Raw genomic sequence first — 21,917 nt, 5'->3', positions numbered from 1 at the left:
CAATTTTTTCAGCTTGCAGATAATTTTGAAATGATTTAAATCTTTTTAAAGAAACCTTTTTGTTTTTAAGATTAAAAGAGCCCTTTCTTCAGTTGAAGAGGGGTGGATCGCTATTAGCAGGGACGGGCACGACAGAAGTCGTGCCGCCACCCTTTATCAAAAAAAGGAGTTCTTTAGTGCTGTAAATTACCGATATAGATTTGCTTTCTTAAGAGGGTAACGCTAAAATTTCTGCATTTACCGGTCTCCGTTTTTTTTCTTTTCACTAAAAGGAGGGAGTAACTTAGCGGAGACTTCTCCAAACCCTATCCGAACCTTATTGTTTTGGCAGTATCCTTTCATGGTAACGGTATCCCCGTCCTCAATAAAGGTCCTTTCTGAGCCATCTTTCATCTTCAACGGTTTTTTTCCACTCCAGCTCAGTTCCAGCATGGAGCCGTAACTGTCCGGTGTGGGGCCGGAAATAGTGCCACTGCCCATCATATCGCCCGAATTGACATTACATCCGTTTACTGTGTGGTGAGCAAGTTGCTGTGCCATGGTCCAGTACATGTATTTAAAATTGCTTTTGCAGATGGTGAGTGGTTCACTGTTTTCCGGTGCAAGGCTGACTTCCAGGTTGATGTCGAAGCTCTTATTGCCCGAATACTGAAGGTAGGGCAGGGGTGCTGGGCTTTGTTTCGGCCCTGCTACCCGGAAAGGTTCGAGCGCATCCATGGTTACGATCCAGGGTGAAATGGAAGAAGCGAAGTTCTTGGCCAGGAAAGGCCCGAGCGGTACGTATTCCCATTTCTGTATATCACGGGCACTCCAGTCGTTAAAGAGTACCATCCCGAAGATATAGTCTTCGGCTTCGTCTACGGGAATAGGCTCCCCGAGCTGATTGGCATCAGTGGTGATAAAGGCCATTTCGAGCTCAAAATCCACTCGTTTTGACGGACCAAATAGGGGGGTGTCAGTTCCCGGAGGCAATGTTTGCCCCATTGGCCTGCGTATAGGAATGCCCGAAGGTACGATAGACGAACTTCTGCCGTGATAACCCACGGGAATATGGAGCCAGTTGGGCAGCAGGGCGTTCTCCGGGTCCCTGAACATTTTGCCTACATTGGTGGCGTGTTCCTTGCTGCTGTAAAAATCGGTGTAGTCGCCGATCTGTACAGGCAGTTGCATTTCTATTTCGTCCAGGGTAAAGAGTACAATACGCCTGTGTTCTTCGTTATCCTTGAGTTTGGGGTTGTTTATATCGAAAATTTCTGCAATGCGGTTACGTACCAGCCTCCAGGTCTTTTTTCCGTCGGATATGAAATCGTTAAGGCTGTCCTGCAAAAAAATATCGTCCGTGAGCGGAATGCCCTCAAAATAACCCAGCTGGTGCAGAGCGCCGAGGTCTATGGCGGTATCTCCTATCCGTGTACCTATGGTAATAACGTCGTCCCGGGTAAGAAAAACACCGAAAGGGATGTTCTGGATGGGAAAATCGGAATCCTTGTTTACCTGTATCCAGGATCTTCTCTGAGGGTCGTTCGCGGTGATAGGCATAATAAAATTGTTGATTTATGTTTGATAAAAATGTATTCAAAGATATTATTTTCATCCAATTTACCGAATGTATTTGTTATTTTTGGGCATTTCTTAAGAGAAAGTTGATCCGGTACTCCGGAAACGAGGTAAAACGGTTGATTTTAACAGGCGAAATTAATACTTTAAAAAATGAAGAAACGAAAAGTAATCCCGGCCCTGTGGGAATTGAACCGGACCTTAAACCTTGAATTTTGAACGTTAAACTTGTCACCCTGAGCGCAGTCGAAGGGTTGAACTTTGAATTTTATACAATGCAACGAGACAAACAGATTTTTGAACTGATCGAAGCCGAAAGAGAACGTCAGTTACACGGGCTGGAACTGATAGCGTCCGAGAACTTTGTAAGCGAACAGGTCATGGAGGCGGCCGGTTCCGTACTGACCAACAAATACGCCGAAGGTTATCCCGGGAAGCGTTATTACGGAGGCTGTGAAGTTGTGGATGAAGTGGAAAACATAGCCATTGAAAGAGCCAAAGCCCTGTTTGGGGCCGAATGGGTCAATGTTCAGCCACACAGTGGTTCTCAGGCCAATACTGCAGTATATCACGCCTGTCTGAAACCAGGTGATAAGATCCTTGGTTTTGACCTGTCTCACGGAGGACACCTGACACACGGTTCTCCGGTAAACTTTTCCGGAAAACTGTACAATCCCGTTTTCTACGGGGTGGAAGAAGAGACCGGGATGCTCAATTACGATAAAATAGAGGAGATCGCCAAAAAAGAACAACCCAGGCTCATCATTGCCGGAGCCTCTGCTTATTCGAGGGATATTGACTTTAAGCGTTTCCGGGAGATCGCCGACAGTGTGGGGGCCATCCTTTTTGCCGATATTTCTCACCCTGCGGGACTCATTGCCAAGGGCATCCTGAACGATCCCCTGCCGCACTGTCATATTGTTAGTACCACCACCCATAAGACCCTCCGGGGCCCGAGAGGCGGAATGATCATGATGGGGAAAGATTTTGAAAATCCCTTCGGAATAAAACTGAAGAACGGTAAAACCCGGATGATGTCGTCCCTGCTCGACAGTGCCGTATTCCCGGGTAACCAGGGAGGACCACTGGAGCATATTATTGCCGCTAAAGCCATTGCTTACGGAGAGGCACTTACCGATGAGTTCCTGCACTATGCCCTCCAGGTCAGGAAGAATGCGCAGACCATGGCCGGAGCTTTTGTAAATAAAGGCTACAAGGTGATCAGCGGAGGTACGGATAATCATATGATGCTCATAGACCTGAGAAACAAGGATATCTCCGGAAAGGATGCCGAAAATGCCCTTGAAAAAGCCGATATCACCGTGAACAAGAACATGGTGCCTTTTGACGATAAATCACCCTTCGTTACTTCCGGTATCCGTATAGGAGCATCGGCTGTAACTACAAGAGGACTGAAAGAAGCCGATGTGGAAACGATCGTAGAACTAATAGATAAAGTGATTACCAATTTTGAGAACGATAAAGTGATCGAAGAGGTGAGAGCACAAGTAAATGCCATGATGAAAGAAAAACCACTCTTCCAGTGGTGATCTGAAAGGCAGGATCTGTATACTTCAATTCTGTTTTAAAGAGAAAAAGGAACAAAAGAGAAGCGGGCTAAAGTAATCTGTTAACGTCACCCTGAACAGATTACTTTAGCCCGCTTCTTTTTTTGTTTCGGTAAAGACAACGTATTCTCTAAAATCCTGATAAAAATACAAATAGCTTTTCCTTAGTTTATCAGGGAAATTTTGGTATTTCGAAATATTTTTGAGTTTAAAAGTGTAATTTTTACAATAAAATATTTGCTTTTTTGGGAAATCTTTGGTTACATTTGTAAATGTCATTATTACACTTATAAAATATAGCCACAACCAAAACTCAATTACATGGTAACCAAACCATCAAAAGATCACCACTCTTTCAGCCGTTGTCAAAGGTTGTTGTACGTGGTGGTGATGTTATATACAGCCGTAGGGTTGTATGCCCAGCAGGGGAGTACCGTAACCGGAACTGTTCTGTCCGGGGTAGACAATGTGCCTTTACCGGGGGTAACTGTCCGCGTAAAGGGAACCGACAAGGGTGCCGTAACCGACTTCGACGGGAATTACAGCATCCGGGCCACAGGAGAAGGTGATGTACTGATCTTCTCCTACATCGGGTTCAGGACGGAAGAAGTTTCTGTAAATGGTCAAAGCCGTATTGATGTTTCCCTGGAAGAAGACCTCGCCAAACTGGACGAAGTGGTCGTTGTCGGCTACGGGACCCAGAAAAAATCCGATCTTACCGGGTCAATCGCCGTGGTGGATGCAGAAGAGGTGAACAAGGTGTCCGGCAACGATGTCGGGCAGCTTTTACAGGGAAGGTCCGCCGGGGTCACGGTAACCGGGGACGGCGAGCCGGGAGCGGCGCCGAACATACGTATCCGGGGGGTAAGTACTTTCGGGGACAACCAGCCCCTGTATGTTGTAGACGGTGTTCCCGTAGGGACTTCCATTCGCGACTTCAGTCCCAGTGACATAGAGAGCATACAAGTGCTCAAGGATGCCTCGGCGGGGGCTATATACGGTTCCAGGGCCGCGAATGGTGTGGTGATCATCACCACTAAAAAAGGAAAGAAAAATACCGCACTGAAAATAGATTATCACGGCTACTACGGTGTAGATGAAGTAAACCGTAAGATCCCTGTGCTCGGCCGGGAAGACTACCAGGTGATCATCAATGAAAAACAGACCAACGCAGGCCTGGCCCTCCTTCCGGGAAGTGATCCTTCTTCTCCGCTTTTTGTGGATGATACAGACAACGACTGGCAGGAAATAGGACTAAAAACGGGAAGCCGCCAAAGCCATAACTTTAACTTTTCGGGAGGTGGGGAAAACATTACCTATAACGCCTCTCTCGATTATTTTGAGAACAAAGGGGTTTTTGTGGGGAACGGGCCTACTTACGAAAGGTATTCCGGAAGGATCAATACAAGCATTGAAAAGGACAGGTTTAAAATGTCACCCTCTCTGTATTATGCGCACTCTTTTGAAAATTCACTGACTTACAGGACCGATGTACTCACCGGAGGGCGGCCCCCGCTGATCAATGACCTGGTCATAGCTGTCCCCACGATGCGGCTACATGATGAGAACAACAGGGGAGGTTGGGGAGGTACCGATTCAGAGATACATCAGGCCATTGCCCTGAACGTTCCGGGGATAAACAGTCTTTTTGAAAATTGGGTAGAAACAGATCGCGTGTTTGCAGTGGTCAATCCCGAGATAAAATTACTGGACACAGAAGATCATAAGCTCACCTATAAACTCAACCTGAGCTACGATAAGACCCATGCCCGCGATTTTTCCTTCGTTCCCGCTTTTGAAATGGGATATTTCTTCAAATCCGGCATGTCGCTCCTGGACGACAACTCGAGGGAATATACGGTAAGCCTGGTAGAAAATACCCTGAATTATACGGCAACACTGGGAGACCACTCCCTGGATGTCTTGTTGGGCCAAACCTACCAGAAAAACAAGTATGTACTTAAGACAGGACATTCCGAAAACCTGCCCGAACCCTATTACCCGGTGCTTTCCAACGGGGAGAACCAGACCTCCGGCGGACTGGAGGAAGAAAGTGCCCTTGTGTCTTATTTCGGGCGTATCAACTATAACTTTGACAGCAGGTATCTCATCACGGCCACGGTAAGGAGGGACGGGTCTTCCCGCTTTGCCCCGGAAAACAGGTTCGGTACATTCCCGTCCATAGCCGTGGGATGGAGGCTTTCTAACGAAAGTTTCTTTAATGTCCCCGAAGATATTATTTCCGAACTCAAGATCAGGGGAAGCTACGGACAACTCGGAAACCAGAATATTAATGATTATCTGTACCAGGATGTTGTGAACAGGAATATACTGTATAACTTCATGAACAGGGAACAAATCGATAAAGTTTCGGGTGGATTGCAGACCAATATCTTTTCAAAAAATATAAAATGGGAAACTACGACATCGGCCAATATCGGGCTGGATGCCAGTCTGTTCAACAATGCTTTGGACCTGACTGTGGAGTATTACAACAAAAAGACCACCGATGTCCTGGTAGGAGTGCCCATCCCCGCATCTACCGGGTCTATCAACACAGCGCCCACCAAAAATGCAGGTAGCATCCGGAACTCCGGATTGGATATTGAACTGACCTATCACCACAACAACGGAAAAGAATTCAGTTTTGATATATCTGCCAACGCCAGCACGCTGAAAAACCGGGTACTTGCCCTGGGAGGGAATGACGAACCTGTTTACGGCACCGGTTCCAAAACCGAGGTCGGGGGAGAAGTAGGGCGGCATTTCGGTTATGTATACGACGGTATTTTCCGGTCACAGCAGGAGGTTGACGATTACGCTTTCCAAAGCGCGATCACTGCCCCAGGTGATATCAGGTTCAGGGACCTGAACGGTGACAATGTGATCAATGCCGATGACCGTGCCTATCTCGGCAGTGCCCTGCCTACCGTGACCTACGGGCTGAACTTTACGGCAAATTACAAAAGTTTCGATTTTACCCTGTTCGCCTCCGGAGCGGCCGGGTATTACATCAACAGCCGTTTGTACCGTAGCCTGATGTGGTCGACAGATTATATCAATTCCCACACCGATATCCTGGACCGGTGGACCCCAGAAAATACAGATACGAACATTCCCCGGGTAGTTACCAACGACCCGAACGGGAATGCAAGGGATTCCGACAGGCCGGGATGGTTACAAAAAGGAGATCACCTGAGGATCAATACCATTTCCCTGGGCTATTCCATCCCGGAAGACACCTTCAGCAGTTTTCTGCAATCAGCGAGGATATATGCTACGGTGCAAAACCTTCATACTTTTCAGAAGTACAAGGGGTTCAATCCCGATTTTAATTCCGGAGTGTGGAATCCCGGATTTGATAACGGAACCTATCCCAGGCCAAGAACATTTATACTGGGAGTGCAATTATCTTTTTAAACCAAGATCAGCCAAAAGACAAAGAGATGAAAAAAATAATTTTCAGTATAGCGTTGTCTACGGTCCTTTTTGCAGCTTGTAATGACGAACTGGACCTGGATAACCCGAATGCCCCCAAAACCGCAGCCTACTGGTCTACGGAAGACCATGCCGTAGAGGGGATCAATGCAGTTTATAACAGCCTTCTCATTGACGGCTATTATATGCGGATGACTCCTGCACTTACCGACGGCCGGGGAGACGATTTTAAGGGAGACAGCCCCTGGCTCGATCTTATACAGGTGGCAAATTTTACCATATTGCCTACCTCCGGTCCTGTACAGTGGATGTGGAGCGCCTACTATCAACAGGTTTTCCGGGCCAACCAGGTGCTGACCTATGTTCCGGAGATCGAGATGGATGAAGCCCTGAGGGACAGGTGTCTCGGACAGGCATATTTTCTGAGGGGACTGGCCTATTTTCACCTGGTGACCAATTTTGAAAAAGTACCGCTGATCCTCAGCGTACCTGTCGAAGAAGAGGAATATTACGAGCCCACCGCTACGCAGGAAGTCATCTGGGAACAGATCATTTCCGATTTTTCCAATGCACAGGAAATGCTTCCCGTAGATTATGCCAGTGTCGATGGTCCGGACCATCAGCAAAAAGGACGGGCAACCAAAGGGGCGGCGACAGGTTTCCTGGGAAAATCTTACCTCTACACCCGGAAATGGCCGCAAGCTGCTGCTGAGTTCAGGAAACTGATAGAAGGGCCTGAAGTTAATATATACGGCCTGATGGATAATTACCGGGACAATTTCAGCCCGGGAGCCGAGAACAATAAAGAATCCCTTTTCGAAGTGCAGTTCGCCACCCCGGAAGAAGTAGGCGGGACGGTGATGAATTACGGTGGAGAACCCGGGTCGAACTGGAGGCAGGTATCATCCGTAGGGCATACTTACGCCATGGACGGTTACGGCTATTCCGATTTTCTGCCTACACGATGGGTATATGAAGAATTCAAAAAGGAAAAAACGATGGATGGCAAAAGCGATCCCCGGTTGCTGGCCACTATTGCCTCCTACGAACCGGGCGATAATTCTACCACCGTATACGGCGGAACACCATGGCCTCATGCCGAAGGCGCCATCTATCCCCGAAAATACACGCACGACGGCCTGGAAGGCTACACCACCGAAAGCCAGGGAGGTGTGGAAAGGTCGGGCATCAATTACCGGCTTATGCGCTATGCCGATGTCCTGCTCATGTATGCCGAGGCCCTGAATGAAATGGGACAGACATCAGATGCCTATAACTATATCCAGCAGGTAAGGGACAGGGCCAGCCTGCCCGATCTGTCCGTAGTAAAACCCGGTATGGGCCAGGACGAAATGCGCGACCAGATCGCTCACGAACGTACTACGGAACTGTCCATAGAAAGTATCCGTATCCACGACATTATCCGTTGGGGATGGCTGTATGACGAGGAAAAGCTGGCCGAATTAAAGCAGCGCGATGCCGATTTTGTATCCTGGTCGCCCGGAAAGGAATACCTGCCCATTCCGCAAACGGAACTGGACATCAATCCTAACTTAGAACCGAATTCGGCCAATTAGAAAATTAATTAGTAGGTGTGTTTAAAAAATATCACGCGGCGACCTCCTGTTGCCGTGTGGTATTTAAACAATGAAAATCATTAAAACATGACAGGTTTGAAACGATGTAGAAGACTATCCGGAGTATTCGCTCTGATATCTCTCACCATGTCGGGAATACGGGCACAAAACCCGGTAATCACCCATAAATATACGGCAGACCCCGCTGCTCTTGTCCATAACGATTCCGTTTATCTGTATACCGGTCACGACGAGGCGGCCAAAGATTTTAACTTTTATGACATGAAAGAATGGCTGGTGTTTTCTTCTGCCGATATGGTACACTGGAAAGAACATAAAGTTCCGCTCAGGGTCAGCGATTTTAAATGGGCCAAGGCCGATGCCTGGGCCGCACAGGTTATAGAACGCAACGGAAAGTTCTACTGGTATGTCACTGTTACTCACGCTACCAATCCCGGTAAGGCCATAGGAGTGGCGGTATCTGACAGTCCTACGGGCCCGTTCAGAGATGCCCTGGGAAAAGCCCTTGTGACTAACGATATGACCAAAGCTACCGATATCAGCTGGGACGACCTGGACCCTACGGTTTTCATAGACGATGACGGACAGGCTTACCTGTACTGGGGAAATACGGTATGCTACTATGCCAGGTTAAAAGAAAACATGATAGAATTTGACGGCCCTGTTCTGACAGTTGATCTCCCGGAATTTACCGAGGCTCCCTGGATACACAAGCGGAGCGACTGGTATTACCTTTCCTATGCCTATCAGTTCCCGGAAAAAACAGCCTATGCCATGAGCCGGTCGATCACCGGACCCTGGGAGTTCAAGGGTATTCTTAACGAGGTAGCAGGGAACAGCAATACCAATCACCAGGCCATTATCCGTTTTAAGGATAAGGATTATTTTATCTATCACAATGGCAGTATCCCTACGGATGGAGGAAGTTTCCGGCGTTCGGTGTGTATTGATTACCTTTATTATAACGAAGACGGCACCATGAAGAGGGTAATTATGACCTCTGAAGGCGTTGATCCCGCCAGGTAGCCGGTAGAACAATAAGATCATGTGTAATGAGATAATTTGATAATAAGTTATCTAAAATCTAATATCTGAAATCTAACATCTAACCATCATGATAAAACCAATCATAACAAGTTTAGCCGGCCTCGTTTTTTTCGCCGGAGTTCGTGCCCAGCAGTCCGCCCCCCTGGTGGTCAGTGCGGATGACATCGTAGCGGAAATACAGCCCACTATGTACGGCATTTTCTTTGAGGACATCAACTTCGCTGCGGACGGCGGACTTTATGCCGAGCTGGTTAAAAACCGTTCTTTTGAATTTACTTTCCCGCTGATGGGGTGGTCCCAGCCCAATAGCGACCGTCATTCCCTGAATGAAAATTCCGGTTTTGCCAGCGTCCTGAGATCGAACAGGGAACACAATCCTCATTTTTGCAGGGTGGAGGTGAAGAACGATAAGGGATACAGCCTTATCAACGAAGGTTTCCGCGGCATGGGAATAAAAGAAGGAGAGACTTACAACCTTTCCTTGATGGCCGCAAAGCATGAAGGAAATATTTCCCGGGTACATTTCCGTTTTGTCGATGAATCCGGAAAGGTGCTGGGAGAGACATCCATACAGCCCGGGGACGGGGAATGGAAAAAATATAAAACGGCCATCATCCCGACCGGAACAGCAGCCAAAGCACAGTTAAAGATCACCTTTGAAGGGAAAGGCACCATTGACCTGGATATGATCTCGGTCTTTCCCGAAGAGACCTGGAAAAACCGCCCCAACGGGCTGCGGAAGGACCTGGTGCAGCTATTGTATGATATGGACCCCGGCTTCCTCAGGTTCCCCGGGGGCTGTATAGTAGAGGGAAGGACCCTGAACGAACGATACCAGTGGAAAAAGACCGTAGGCCCCATTGAAGACCGGGAAGGCATGGTCAACCGCTGGAACATGGAATTTGAGCATAGGCTTACACCGGATTATTACCAGTCTTTCGGGCTGGGGTTTTTCGAGTATTTCCAACTGGCTGAAGACCTGGGTGCAGAGCCCCTGCCCATCCTGAGCTGCGGGATCGCCTGCCAGTTCAATACAGGAGAACTGGCTCCTATGGATGAACTCGATCCGTATATACAGGATGCGCTCGACCTCATAGAGTTTGCCAACGGCCCTGTAAATTCCTCCTGGGGTAAAATACGGAAAGACATGGGGCACCCCGAGCCGTTTAACATGAAATATATCGGGGTCGGAAACGAACAGTGGGGCCCTGAGTACATAAAACGTTATAAGGTCTTTGAAAAAGCCATAAAAGAAAAATACCCCGATATGATCATCGTATCCGGAAGCGGTCCCTTCCCGGACGGAGAATATTTCGAATACGGAATGAAGGAACTCAAAAAACTGAACGCCGAGATCATAGACGAACATTATTACCGCTCTCCGGAATGGTTTCGGGAAAATGCAGACCGTTATGACAGTTACGACCGCAACGGCCCGAAAATATTTGCCGGGGAATATGCCGCACAAAGTGTGGCCATCGCCAGCCCCGAAAACAGGAACAACTGGGAATGCGCCCTTTCGGAAGCTGCATTTATCACCGGGCTGGAACGCAATGCCGAAGTCGTGCACCTCACTTCATACGCACCTCTCATGGCTCATAAAGACGGCTGGCAATGGACGCCGGACCTCATCTGGTTCGATAATCTGGGATCTTACGGAACACCCAATTATTATGTGCAGAAACTATTTTCCCGGAACAAGGGCACGCATGTAGTTCCGGTACGGCTAAACGGTAAGGCCATCACCGGGCAGGGGGAACTTTACGCTACCGCTTCCCTGGACAAAAACACCAATGAGATCATCGTAAAGATCGTAAACACATCCGGAAAGGAGAAGCAGGAAAAGATAACATTCAGAGGAGTTTCCCGCCTCGCGGATACTGCAAAGATCACTGTATTGCAAACCGGTGACCTCGCCGCCGAAAACTCTCTGGATCACCCGGTCAGTATATCGCCGAAAGAGAAGAGCGTAAAGGCGAAAAAGGACAGGTTGGATGTTGCCCTGCAACCGTATTCGGTCAATGTGATCCGGGTAAAGAAAAGATAAACCCGGAAGGCTTTTAAAAACAGAAAGAAAATAAACAATCACCAAAAACATAGAGCAGGTACAAAGCAATGAACACATAAGCAGTTAAAAAGATCGCAATTTTGTGTCCTCTGCGCCTGCTTTGTGCCCTTTGTGGTTAAACCATATACCATGAATTTCAGGAAATATTTATTCTTTCTGGCCGTACTGTATATCATTTCCCCAGGTTGTGCCCAGGATATAAGTGTCCACGACCCCGTGGTGGCCAAAGAAGGGGATAGGTATTACCTCTTTTGTACCGGTATGGGCGTTTCCGTGTTCTCTTCTCCCGACCTGAAGACATGGAAGAAGGAAAAACCGGTGTTTCAAACGGCGCCGTCCTGGTCGGAAGAAGTTGTCCCCGGATTTAAGAACCATATCTGGGCTCCGGACATTTCCTTTTACAACGGCAGGTATTATCTCTATTATTCCGTTTCCGCCTTTGCAAAGAATACCAGTGCTATTGGTGTGGCTACCAATGTTACACTGAGTCCCGGCGATAAGGATTACAAATGGACAGATCACGGCATTGTTGTGCAGTCCGTTCCCAACCGGGACCTGTGGAATGCCATAGACCCCAACCTCGTGTTTGATGATGCAGGGGCTCCCTGGCTCACCTTCGGTTCGTTCTGGGGAGGGATGAAACTCGTTCGCTTATCGGATGACCTCCTGTCCGTAGCACGGCCCGAAGAGTGGTATACCATCGCCAAAAGAGAACGCCATTCCTTTACGGAAGACACCCAGCCGGGAGATGCGGCCATAGAAGCGCCTTTTATCTTTAAAAAAGACGACTGGTATTACCTGTTCGTTTCCTTTGATTTCTGTTGCCGTGGAGAAGACAGCACCTATAAAGTTATGGCAGGGCGTTCCGAAAATATTTCCGGTCCCTATACAGATAAAGCCGGAAAACCCATGACCGAAGGAGGCGGTACCCCGGTCATAACGGGTAATGCCCGCTGGGCCGGTGCAGGACACAACAGCATCTACACTTTTGACGGAAAGGATTACCTGATCTTTCACGCCTATGACAATTCGGATGAGGGAAAACCCAAACTGAAAATAATGGAAGTATCCTGGAAAGATGGCTGGCCGGAAGTGGATCAAAGTAGGTTATGACCTGTGAACTTCAGGAGAAAATACGACCCTCATGCCTGTAAAATCCAGATAAAATACAATATTTATAATGCCTGCAACGCCCGGGTTTTCAAAAACTTTACAGATCCTTTACCCGCATATAATTCTTCTGATAGAGTTTTATTTTATAATCATAATCTGATGCGCTCATTTTTTCTTTGTTGGTTTTCAGGACTTCCAGGGCTTTTTGGTAGTATTTCCCCGCTTTATCATATTGTTTTGAGTCTTCCAGAAACTCTCCTTTACTGTCGTACAGATTATCATCTTCAGGACATTCGGCAATGGCGGTGTCTATGACTTTTATTGCTGAGTCGGGTTTGTCATCGTGAAAATAACTGTAAGCCAGGGTGTTTAAACTTGAGCTGTATGCCGGACCTAATATGGTTTTTAAGCTCTTTTTATAGCTGAGTACTCTGTCTACGTCATGGGACCAATAGGTTGTAAATTTTTTTAAACCGGACATGGAAGCAAACGGAAAAGAATTAAAATGGGTATAGTCTGACAAATCTTCAATTTCATAGGTTATCTGATCTGAAGGGTTGGTTTTTAACCAATCGTACCATTTCTCCCGTGCTTCTTTCCAGCCTTTCCACTGGCTTTCATCGGCATGGCTGACATAGATAAATTTCTCTGATTTGAGCGAGTTACCATCAAACTTTTTAAACCGTTCTATCATCTGTTCCTGATCATAAGCCATATTGGGCGAAACGGCAATGTAGTTGTTAAACAGATCGGGTTGTTGAAGCAGGCAGTAAAGTATAAATGTCCCTCCGTTGGAATGCCCCACGGCCGTTCGGTTGGGCAGGGTTCTGTAATTTTTTTCCAGGTAGGGAGTTAATTCTTTATAAAGGTATTCCAGGTGCTTTTGTGCATTGCCGTTCCACCCGTCGTAATAGGTTTCCGGATTTTCGTGTACGGGCTTAGGGAAAAAATCCGTATTCCGATTGTATTGGGTCGCTTCATCATAAGGCGAAACATCCCCGACAACGATGTACCGCTCATTACTCAAAAACTGAATGCCCGAATGGATCAGGTCAAAATAAAACCGTACCTGAGCATCAAATACGTAAATAACTTCATAATGGTCCTCATCCTCTTCAAAACCTGCCGGTGTATAGATCCAGACTTTCCTGTCCTGGTTGAGAACATCTGAATGAAAGTTGATTTTCCGGATGTTCTGGGCAAATGAAATTATTCCCGAAAGAATAAATAATAGTGTAATTTGATACTTCATATTTATAAAATTAAGGTTGGAGACAAAACTACTGTGGTAAACGATCAAAAAATTGGAAAAATGGGACAGATGCCCTGAAAAATATGGTAAAGAACAAATTTCAAAGGGTGTTCCAGTACAATTTTTCTCCGCCAAAGTTTTCTACCGAAGAAAATAGTTTTTTAGGATTGATCCCGGTTAGTTTCCTGAACTTATTGATGAATTCCGATTGGTCATAGTAGTCAAATTCCATAGCGAGTTCGGTTAAATTTTTTTCGCCATTCCCGCTCAAATAGTGATTAAAAGCCTTTCTGAACTGCACCACTTCCAGGTAGTCTTTCACCGTACAATTCATATGCTTTTTGAATTCCCTGTTCAGCGTTTTGGATGATGTTTTCATCGATTCGGCTACTTCTTTGACTTTCTTGTTTTGTTCGGTATTTATAATGAGTTCTACCGAGTTGATCAACAATTTGTTGTCAAAAACACATAATTGAGAGGTGAAAAAGTCATCCAAGAAACCTACTTTGGCATTCAAGTCCCCGGTTTTAAAGACTTTTTTCAGAGTGCCCTGCATTTTCTTCCTGAAGTAACTGAACGACAAATCGGTTCCCCGGGGAATAAACGGGCCGATAGGGACATCGGAAAAATATTGCAGGCCCAGGGGCTGAAAGACGATTCCTATTTTTTCAAAGGGAGAATTCATTATGGACCCCCTGAACTCCCGCCTGATACCGCCGTAGTAATGATGAAAGTAATCAGAATTGACGGGTTGACTCGTTGCCGTGTTTTGGTCAAATTTCAACATAGAGGCCTGGTAAACGGTTAAGGCCAAAAGATAATTGGGATAAAAAACAATTTTTCGTTGTAGTCCTTTTTCCGGAATGGAGTGGAAATAGTAATAAGCGATATACTTATGCAAAGACAATTGTTTCGGTTTGAGGGTGTGGAATTTTTCGGTCGGGAGTATTTTTTTCATTTTAAAGTCCGGGAATATTATGCCTTAATATTTTATGGTGTTAAGCCCGACTAAAACCAGTACCTGTTTTACCGTAACGGTATTCGTTTCCGGAAAGTGGTCATATAGAGGTGCAAATGATCTAAAACAGGGTTTTATATCGGTGTAGCCTCGGGTCTTAAGGTAAAAATACAATTTTATCCTGGAAAAAATGACAGCCTTTTGGGGCTGCTTCCGGTTGAACACACCACAAACCGGACATTTAGCCTGCGAAATGAACCCCGGAACCCCCGGGGTTCTTCACAACTCTTAATCATTCTGCCTGTGTTCGCGTATAACAATCCTGTCTAAAGCAAATTTTCCTCCGCCTTCGATTACAATTCCTATGACCATGGCGATAGCCAGCAGGTGAAATTCAAAACCTTCCCCGGCCTGGTTGCCGAACCAGTTCATAAAAAATCCGTTGCCCCAGTGATAAGGGATGGCCCCGAGCATTACTATACCTATGAGAAAAGCGGCAATGCGGCTGGCCAGGCCGGTCAGCAAAAATAGGGGAGCAAGGAACTCTGTCAGGATCACAGTTACGGCAATTATACCGGGAAGGCCGTAATCCTGTGTAAGATGGCCCATAACCGGGGAGAAGGCAGTTATTTTCTGATAACCGTGTGGTAATATCACTATGCCGAGGCCCAGTCGTAAAACCAAAGGAACAATGGTTCCGGAGGTCCGGAAAATTTTTCTTTTTATGGTATTCATCGCAGTAAGGTATTTTGTTCCCTGTAAAGGTCCGTAAAGAAAAAGGGGGAGAAAATGAACCAGGTCAATAAAAAAGGTTAAACCAGTTTAACTTTCTTCTTCAGGCCTGTTCTTGATCCTGCTTAAGAATTCTTTGGTAATGCCGAGGTATGAAGCTATCATATATTGCGGTACACGTTGCTCTATACCCGGGTACTGCCTGCGGAATTCGGTATACCTTTCTCTTGCGGGCAGGCTGAAATTCCTCACAAGCCTGTCCTGTGAAGCCACATACGCCTTTTGAAGAATAATACGAAAAAGGCGTTCAAGTTTCGGGATGTCGAGATAGAGCTGCTCCAGGGTATCATATGAGAACTGTACCAGTTCCGTGTTTTCCAGGCATTGCACATTGAAGCGGGCGGGGGTCCGGGTAATAAAACTACCGAGGTCGGTAACCCACCAGTTTTCAACGGCGAACATTACGATGTGTTCCTGTCCTTCCGGGTCGGGGTAAAAAGTTTTGAGACAGCCGGAAAGCACAAAATTCTCGTAACGGCAAATATCACCCTGCTGAACGACAAACTGGCCTTTGAGGTATTTTCTGTAACCTGCTTTAGAGACTAAAAGGGCTTCTTCTTCGGCAGACAGGTTTACATACCGGGAGATATAATTCAAAAGGGGAGTCGGGTCCATTCCTGCAAAAGTCTAATTATAGTATTTACTGTTCCAGACCATTCCGTTAAAATTCTTCCCCAATGCAAAGGCATAGAAAAGCGTAATACCGCATATGGACTTGAGTACAAAAAAGAACAGCATCCAGAAATGCGAGGCGTCGGGGTGGGGGGTGAACAGTTTTAGCGGTATCATCGCCGTGATGGCCAGGCTTATGACGAAGATAAGCAGGAACAGGTTAAACAGGTTCCGGAACGGGAGCATCATCCATTTTCTAAAGGGATGGAGGTCGTTGCCCCATCGGTGGATAAGGTAAAAGTAATCGTTGCCCAGGGGAGCGAAGAGCAGGGGATCATCGGCATTTTTCAGGCGGAACAGGCCTGCCGGAGCCACGAGCTTAAAACCTTTCAGTTCGGCATGGTGCTCACTTTCCAGTTGCTTGATCTCCGTGACGGCCTCGCGGGGAAATTCTCCTTTGTAATACCTGGTGTCCAGGAAACGGAGCCTGTAATCGGTACATATTTTTTTTATATGTGAAATATGGTATATGCGATCCGCATCTAATTTATCGAAATTGAGTTTATTGATTCCGGAGGGGCTGTTTTGCAGTTTCCCGGCGATCAGGAGGTCTTTTTGATGGTCTTCTTCCAGTATTCGTTCCACTTGTTGCAGTATATCGGGAGCGGACCTGTTACGATACCGGCGCAGTTTATCCTCTATGTTAACCCTGGATAATAGCATTTTTTTGAAGTAAGGAAGATATATTCAAAAGTACGGAAAATGAGGGGAACTGTCAAATGAAATATCCGGCGGAAATGTATGTCAGATAACACTCATAGCTTGTATTGTATGTGGAATTAACAGATCAAAATCTTTGTGAGACCTCTGTGTTGCCTCTGTGAGTCTCCGTGTAACAAATCCCAGGTTTGAGGGAGCTATTCACAAAGTATCACAGAGAGCACACAGAGATACACAAAGAAGCTGGGCTTATGCCAGGTCAAAGCGATCGAGGTCCATGACCTTGTTCCAAGTTGCGACGAAGTCCTGTACGAATTTCTCTGCGGAATCTGCATATCCGTAAACTTCGGCAAGCGGCCTCAGTTCTGAATTGGAACCGAAGATAAGGTCAGCACGTGTACCGGTCCATTTTAATTCACCGGTCTTACGGTCACGGCCTTCGAATATTTCATTGTCTTCCGAAACCGGCTTCCATTCGGTATTCATGTCCAGCAGGTTTATGAAAAAGTCGTTGGTAAGTGCTTCGGGACGTTTGGTGAAGACACCGTGTTGTGAATGGTCAAAATTAGTGTTCAGAACACGCATACCGCCGATAAGGACCGTCATTTCGGGTGCGGTCAGGGTAAGCAGTTGTGCTTTGTCTATCAATAATTCCTCGGTAGATACGGCAAATTTGGTCTTGCGATAATTACGGAAACCATCGGCAGCCGGTTCGAGATAGGTAAAAGACTCTACATCGGTTTGTTCCAGCGAGGCATCCATACGCCCGGGGGAGAACGGAACAGTGATATTGTGACCGGCATTTTTCGCGGCTTTTTCCACACCTGCACATCCTGCCAGTACGATAAGGTCGGCAAGGGAGACCTTTTTATTACCGGATTGCGCATCGTTAAATTCTTTTCGAATGCCCTCAAATGTTTTCAGTACGGTAGCGAGTTGTGCCGGATCATTTACTTCCCAGTCTTTTTGCGGAGCCAGGCGGATGCGGGCACCGTTGGCACCTCCGCGTTTATCGGAACCCCGGAAGGTCGAGGCTGAGGCCCAGGCTGTTGATATCAGTTGGGATACGGACAGTCCTGAATCCAGTATTTTAGCTTTCAATGCAGTGATGTCCTGTACATCGATCAATTCGTGATCTACGGCCGGGATAGGGTCCTGCCAGATAAGTTCTTCATCGGGAACTTCTGGCCCCAGGTAGCGGGCGTGTGGCCCCATATCGCGGTGAGTCAGTTTGTACCAGGCGCGGGCAAAAGCGTCTGCAAATTCGTCCGGATGCTCCATAAAGCGTCGGGATATCTTTTCGTAAACCGGGTCGAAGCGCAAAGAGAGGTCCGTGGTGAGCATGGTGGGACGGTGCTTTTTAGCCGGGTCAAAAGCATCCGGGATGCTTGCCTCGGCATCTTTTGCCACCCATTGTTTGGCGCCTGCGGGGCTTTTGGTCATTTCCCATTCGTGACCAAACAGGTTCTCAAAGAACAGGTTGCTCCATTGGGTAGGTTTTTGGGTCCAGATCACTTCCGGCCCCCCGGTAATGGCATCAGGGCCTTTTCCTGAACCAAAGCTGTTTTTCCAGCCGAGGCCTTGTTCTTCAATAGGAGCGGCTTCCGGTTCCGGTCCTACATATTTGCCGGGGTCTGCTGCTCCGTGGGTTTTTCCGAAGGTGTGGCCTCCGGCGATAAGTGCAACGGTCTCTTCATCATTCATGGCCATACGTTTAAAGGTCTCACGGATGTCAACGGCAGCAGCAAGCGGATCACCATTTCCGTTGGGGCCTTCCGGATCTACGTAGATCAGCCCCATAACTACGGCTGCGAGCGGGTCTTCCAGGTCCCGTTTGCCGGAATAACGTTTGTCGTCCAGCCATTTGGTTTCAGATCCCCAGTACACATCTTCTTCCGGTTCCCAGGCATCCTCACGGCCTCCGGCAAAACCGAAGGTCTTGAATCCCATCGATTCCAGGGCAACGTTCCCTGCGAGGATCAACAGGTCGGCCCACGAGATCTTTTTGCCGTATTTTTGTTTAATGGGCCAAAGCAACCTGCGTGCCTTGTCGAGGCTGGCATTGTCCGGCCAGCTGTTTAGCGGGGCAAAGCGTTGCTGTCCGGCCCCGGCACCTCCACGGCCATCGCCTATACGATAGGTACCTGCACTGTGCCAGGCCATACGGATAAACAGGCCTCCATAGTGGCCAAAATCCGCCGGCCACCAATCCTGGGAGTCGGTCATCAGCTCGTTAAGGTCTTTCTTTACGGCTTTCAGGTCAAGGCTTTTAAACGCTTCGGCATAGTTAAAATCCTCACCCATCGGGTTGGATATGGATGAGTGCTGGCGCAGAATACTCACTTTTAATTGATTTGGCCACCAGTCGCGGTTTCTTGCCCCCCCACCGGCAGCCTGTTTGGGTGCGCCACCGCCGTGGAACGGGCACTTGCTCATGTCATTTGAGTTGCTTTCCATGTTTAATCGTTTTTATTGTATTATACGTAAGTTCTTGTCTTTAAAATTACTAAAAAATCTGCCTGAACTCAATTCTTTGGATAGAATGTTATAATAATAAAATCGATTTTAGTTATATAGATATCTGTTTTTATTGTTATTGATTATTTTGAATGCGAAAAAACAGTATACCGTACGGGTTGTGGGGTGAATAACCGGTGGCAGTCGGCAATAAAAAAAGAGCAGACAACGGGGCGAAGATGCCGTTATCTGCTCTTTGATTTTGTCTTTGTATGTTTTTATCGCAATTCTGCCTGTAACTGCTTTTCAAAAGCCTGACGGAACTTGTCCATGATCTTGTCTACCTGTTTATCGGTAAGGGTCTTGTTTTCGTCCCGGAAGGTAAAACTCACCGCGTAGGATTTTTTGCCTTCCGGCAGCTTGTCGCCTTCATAAACGTCGAACAGGTTGATATTTTTCAGGAGCTTTCGCTCTGCCTGGCGTGCAGTGGTATAAATATCGCTGAACTGCACCGAAGTGTCCAGCAATAAGGCAAAGTCCCTTCGTATTTCGGGGAATTTCGGGATTTCTTTATATTTTATCCCGTCCGTTTGCAGGTGCTCCAGGATATTGTCCCAGTAAAAATCTGCATACAGTACTTCCTGTTTAATATCGAAGGTTTTCAGTATTTCGGAGTTGACCACACCTATATCTACGAGTTTAACCTTGTCGAGATTAAAGGTGATCCCTTCCGAAAAGACATCGCTCTTTACAGGGGTGTATTTGATATCTTCAAAGCGAAGGCGTTCCAGGACTCCGGATATGATACCTTTGGCGTAGAAGAAATTACTTTTTTCATGGGGATTGTTCCAGTTTTCCCCGGTCTTGTTCCCTGTAAGGAAAAGGGCAAGGTGTTTGTTTTCCACCCTTTCCTCTCCGAATTGATGATAGGAATTACCAAATTCGAAAAGTTTCAGGTCGGCCTGCTTCCTGTTGATGTTATAGGCTATGGCTTCCAGCCCGGAGAAGAGCAGTGTCCTTCGCATGATAGACAGATCGTTGCTCAGCGGATTGAGCATGACCACATTGTTCTCGTCCTTTATTTTGGCCGACAATGTATTGTATTTGGGAGAAGTAAGCGAATTGGACATGATCTCGAAAAAGCCCTGTGCTATTAGTTGGCTGGCAACTTTGTTCTGTATCTTGTAATCTTCGAACCTGGATGAATTGGAGATGGAGGCGTTCAGCTTTTCACCGAATTTTACGTTGTTATAGCCAAATACCCGTAAGATCTCCTCGATAACATCGGCCTCGCGTCGTACATCCACCCGGTAGGAAGGAATGGTAAGTCCCATACCTGCCTCTGTAATATTATTGACCTTGATTTCCAGGGAGCTGAGAATGGATTTTACGACTTCTTCGGGCAGGTTCTGGCCGATGAGGCGGTTGATCTTCTCATAGTGCAGAAATACCTGGAAATCCTCAAATTTCCTGGGATAAAGGTCTACCACGTCGCTGGTGATCTCTCCGCCGGCAACTTCCTGTATAAGAAGTGCTGCCCTTCTCAGGGCATACTCCACATTGTTGATGTCGATTCCCCTTTCGAAACGGAAGGAAGCATCGGTGTTCAGATTGTGCCGCTTGGCGGATTTACGGATAGATACAGGGTTAAAATAGGCACTTTCCAGGAAAATACTCGTCGTATTTTCGGTTACGCCGGAATAAGTTCCTCCAAAAACCCCGGCAATACACATGGGCTTTTCAGCATCGCAGATCATCAGGTCTTCTTCGTGCAGTTCTCTTTCCACGTCGTCGAGGGTGGTGAACTTTGTTCCCGGTTCGGCGGTTTTTACAACGATCTTGTTTCCCGCGATCTTTGCAGCGTCAAAAGCGTGTAGGGGCTGGCCCAGTTCGTGCAGTACATAATTGGTGGCATCCACCACATTGTTTTTCGGGGTGATCCCGATGGCCCTTAAACGGTTCTGGAGCCATTTGGGAGAGTCCATGACCCTGATCCCGGAGATCGTTACCCCGGCATATCGCGGGGCAAGGGCCTTGTCCTGTACATCCACATCGATGCGGAGTGTTCTGTTATCTACGCGGAAACTGCTCACGGAAGGTGTGATCATCTCCAGTTGTATATCTTGTTGTATGAGACCTGCCCGGAGATCCCTGGCCACGCCGAAATGGCTCATGGCATCTGCGCGGTTTGGGGTAAGGCCTATTTCGAATATTATATCGTCCTCTACCTGGAATATTTCGCTGCACGGAGTTCCGGGTTTAAGGCTTTCGTCCAGTACCATAATACCGTCATGCCCCTGACCGAGGCCCAGCTCGTCCTCTGCACAGATCATGCCATGGGATTCCTCTCCGCGGATCTTCCCTTTTTTGATCTTCCAGGGGTTTCCCTTGTCATCGTACAATATCGTTCCTATGGTAGCTACGGGAACTTTCTGCCCGGCCGCTACATTGGGGGCACCACATACGATCTGTATCGGGTCGCCGTCGCCGACATCTACTTTGGTGAGTTTTAGCCGGTCGGCATTAGGGTGTTGCTCACAAGATACGACATGGCCCACCACAACGCCTTTCAATCCGCCCTGAACCGACTGGTAAGGTTCGACCCCTTCAATCTCCAGGCCGAGATCTGTTAACAATTCTGCGGTCCTTTCCGCTTCCCAGTCCAGCTTGATGAACTGTTTGAGCCAGTTGTAAGATATTTTCATCTATTTCGAATATTTGTAGCTTACAGGTTGTT

Annotated in this window: 14 protein-coding genes; 6 read left to right on the top strand and 8 right to left on the bottom strand. The window is 47.2% G+C overall.

What is annotated here, in order from left to right; all coding sequences use genetic code 11:
- Nucleotides 1-237: 237 nt before the first annotated feature.
- Nucleotides 238-1,539 (bottom strand): fumarylacetoacetase, encoded by a 1,302-nt coding sequence (fahA, locus tag KN811_RS05410; protein WP_187964818.1) that lies wholly within the window; start codon nt 1,537-1,539, stop codon nt 238-240.
- Between the two features lie 293 nt (nt 1,540-1,832).
- Between fahA and glyA the strand changes: the two genes are divergently transcribed.
- The 6 genes from glyA (at nt 1,833) to KN811_RS05380 (ending at nt 12,389) form a co-directional block, all read left to right on the top strand.
- Nucleotides 1,833-3,107, top strand: a complete 1,275-nt coding sequence (gene glyA, locus KN811_RS05405; protein ID WP_187964845.1) for a serine hydroxymethyltransferase — start codon at nt 1,833-1,835, stop codon at nt 3,105-3,107.
- Nucleotides 3,108-3,446: 339 nt separating this feature from the next.
- Nucleotides 3,447-6,545: a SusC/RagA family TonB-linked outer membrane protein gene (locus tag KN811_RS05400; protein WP_187964817.1), complete on the top strand. Its 3,099-nt coding sequence runs from the start codon at nt 3,447-3,449 to the stop codon at nt 6,543-6,545.
- Nucleotides 6,546-6,571: 26 nt separating this feature from the next.
- The gene (locus KN811_RS05395) at nt 6,572-8,140 is read left to right on the top strand and encodes a RagB/SusD family nutrient uptake outer membrane protein (RefSeq protein ID WP_187964816.1); all 1,569 of its coding nucleotides are present in this window, start codon (nt 6,572-6,574) and stop codon (nt 8,138-8,140) included.
- 147 nt (nt 8,141-8,287) lie between these two features.
- The gene (locus KN811_RS05390) at nt 8,288-9,187 is read left to right on the top strand and encodes a glycoside hydrolase family 43 protein (RefSeq protein WP_247716407.1); all 900 of its coding nucleotides are present in this window, start codon (nt 8,288-8,290) and stop codon (nt 9,185-9,187) included.
- A gap of 88 nt (nt 9,188-9,275) precedes the next feature.
- Nucleotides 9,276-11,255 carry an alpha-L-arabinofuranosidase C-terminal domain-containing protein gene (locus KN811_RS05385; protein ID WP_187964814.1) on the top strand — a complete coding sequence of 660 codons (1,980 nt, stop codon included), beginning with the start codon at nt 9,276-9,278 and terminating at the stop codon, nt 11,253-11,255.
- Between the two features lie 150 nt (nt 11,256-11,405).
- Nucleotides 11,406-12,389 (top strand): arabinan endo-1,5-alpha-L-arabinosidase, encoded by a 984-nt coding sequence (locus KN811_RS05380; RefSeq protein WP_187964813.1) that lies wholly within the window; start codon nt 11,406-11,408, stop codon nt 12,387-12,389.
- A 97-nt stretch (nt 12,390-12,486) separates the two neighbouring features.
- Here the strand turns inward: KN811_RS05380 and KN811_RS05375 are convergent, their stop codons facing one another.
- The 7 genes from KN811_RS05375 to pheT form a co-directional block, all read right to left on the bottom strand.
- Nucleotides 12,487-13,641 (bottom strand): alpha/beta hydrolase-fold protein, encoded by a 1,155-nt coding sequence (locus tag KN811_RS05375; protein ID WP_187964812.1) that lies wholly within the window; start codon nt 13,639-13,641, stop codon nt 12,487-12,489.
- A 100-nt stretch (nt 13,642-13,741) separates the two neighbouring features.
- Complete coding sequence (locus KN811_RS05370; RefSeq protein ID WP_187964811.1) at nt 13,742-14,599, bottom strand: helix-turn-helix domain-containing protein; 858 nt, start codon at nt 14,597-14,599, stop codon at nt 13,742-13,744.
- Nucleotides 14,600-14,887: 288 nt separating this feature from the next.
- On the bottom strand, nt 14,888-15,334 hold the full coding sequence (locus tag KN811_RS05365) for a DoxX family protein (protein WP_187964810.1): 447 nt from the start codon (nt 15,332-15,334) through the stop codon (nt 14,888-14,890).
- Between the two features lie 87 nt (nt 15,335-15,421).
- On the bottom strand, nt 15,422-16,006 hold the full coding sequence (locus KN811_RS05360; RefSeq protein WP_187964809.1) for a Crp/Fnr family transcriptional regulator: 585 nt from the start codon (nt 16,004-16,006) through the stop codon (nt 15,422-15,424).
- Nucleotides 16,007-16,018: 12 nt separating this feature from the next.
- A complete protein-coding gene (locus tag KN811_RS05355) occupies nt 16,019-16,726 on the bottom strand; it encodes a hypothetical protein (protein ID WP_187964808.1) in 708 nt (235 codons plus the stop codon).
- Nucleotides 16,727-16,972: 246 nt separating this feature from the next.
- Nucleotides 16,973-19,180 (bottom strand): catalase/peroxidase HPI, encoded by a 2,208-nt coding sequence (katG, locus tag KN811_RS05350; protein ID WP_187964807.1) that lies wholly within the window; start codon nt 19,178-19,180, stop codon nt 16,973-16,975.
- 278 nt (nt 19,181-19,458) lie between these two features.
- The gene (gene pheT / locus KN811_RS05345; RefSeq protein WP_187964806.1) at nt 19,459-21,885 is read right to left on the bottom strand and encodes a phenylalanine--tRNA ligase subunit beta; all 2,427 of its coding nucleotides are present in this window, start codon (nt 21,883-21,885) and stop codon (nt 19,459-19,461) included.
- Nucleotides 21,886-21,917: the final 32 nt, after the last annotated feature.

The organism is Sinomicrobium weinanense (assembly GCF_018863395.1).
In the GTDB taxonomy this organism is placed as follows: Bacteria; Bacteroidota; Bacteroidia; order Flavobacteriales; family Flavobacteriaceae; genus Sinomicrobium; species Sinomicrobium weinanense.
The sequence above is the reverse complement of the archived record's forward strand: the minus strand, read 5'-3'. Positions and strand labels throughout refer to the sequence as shown.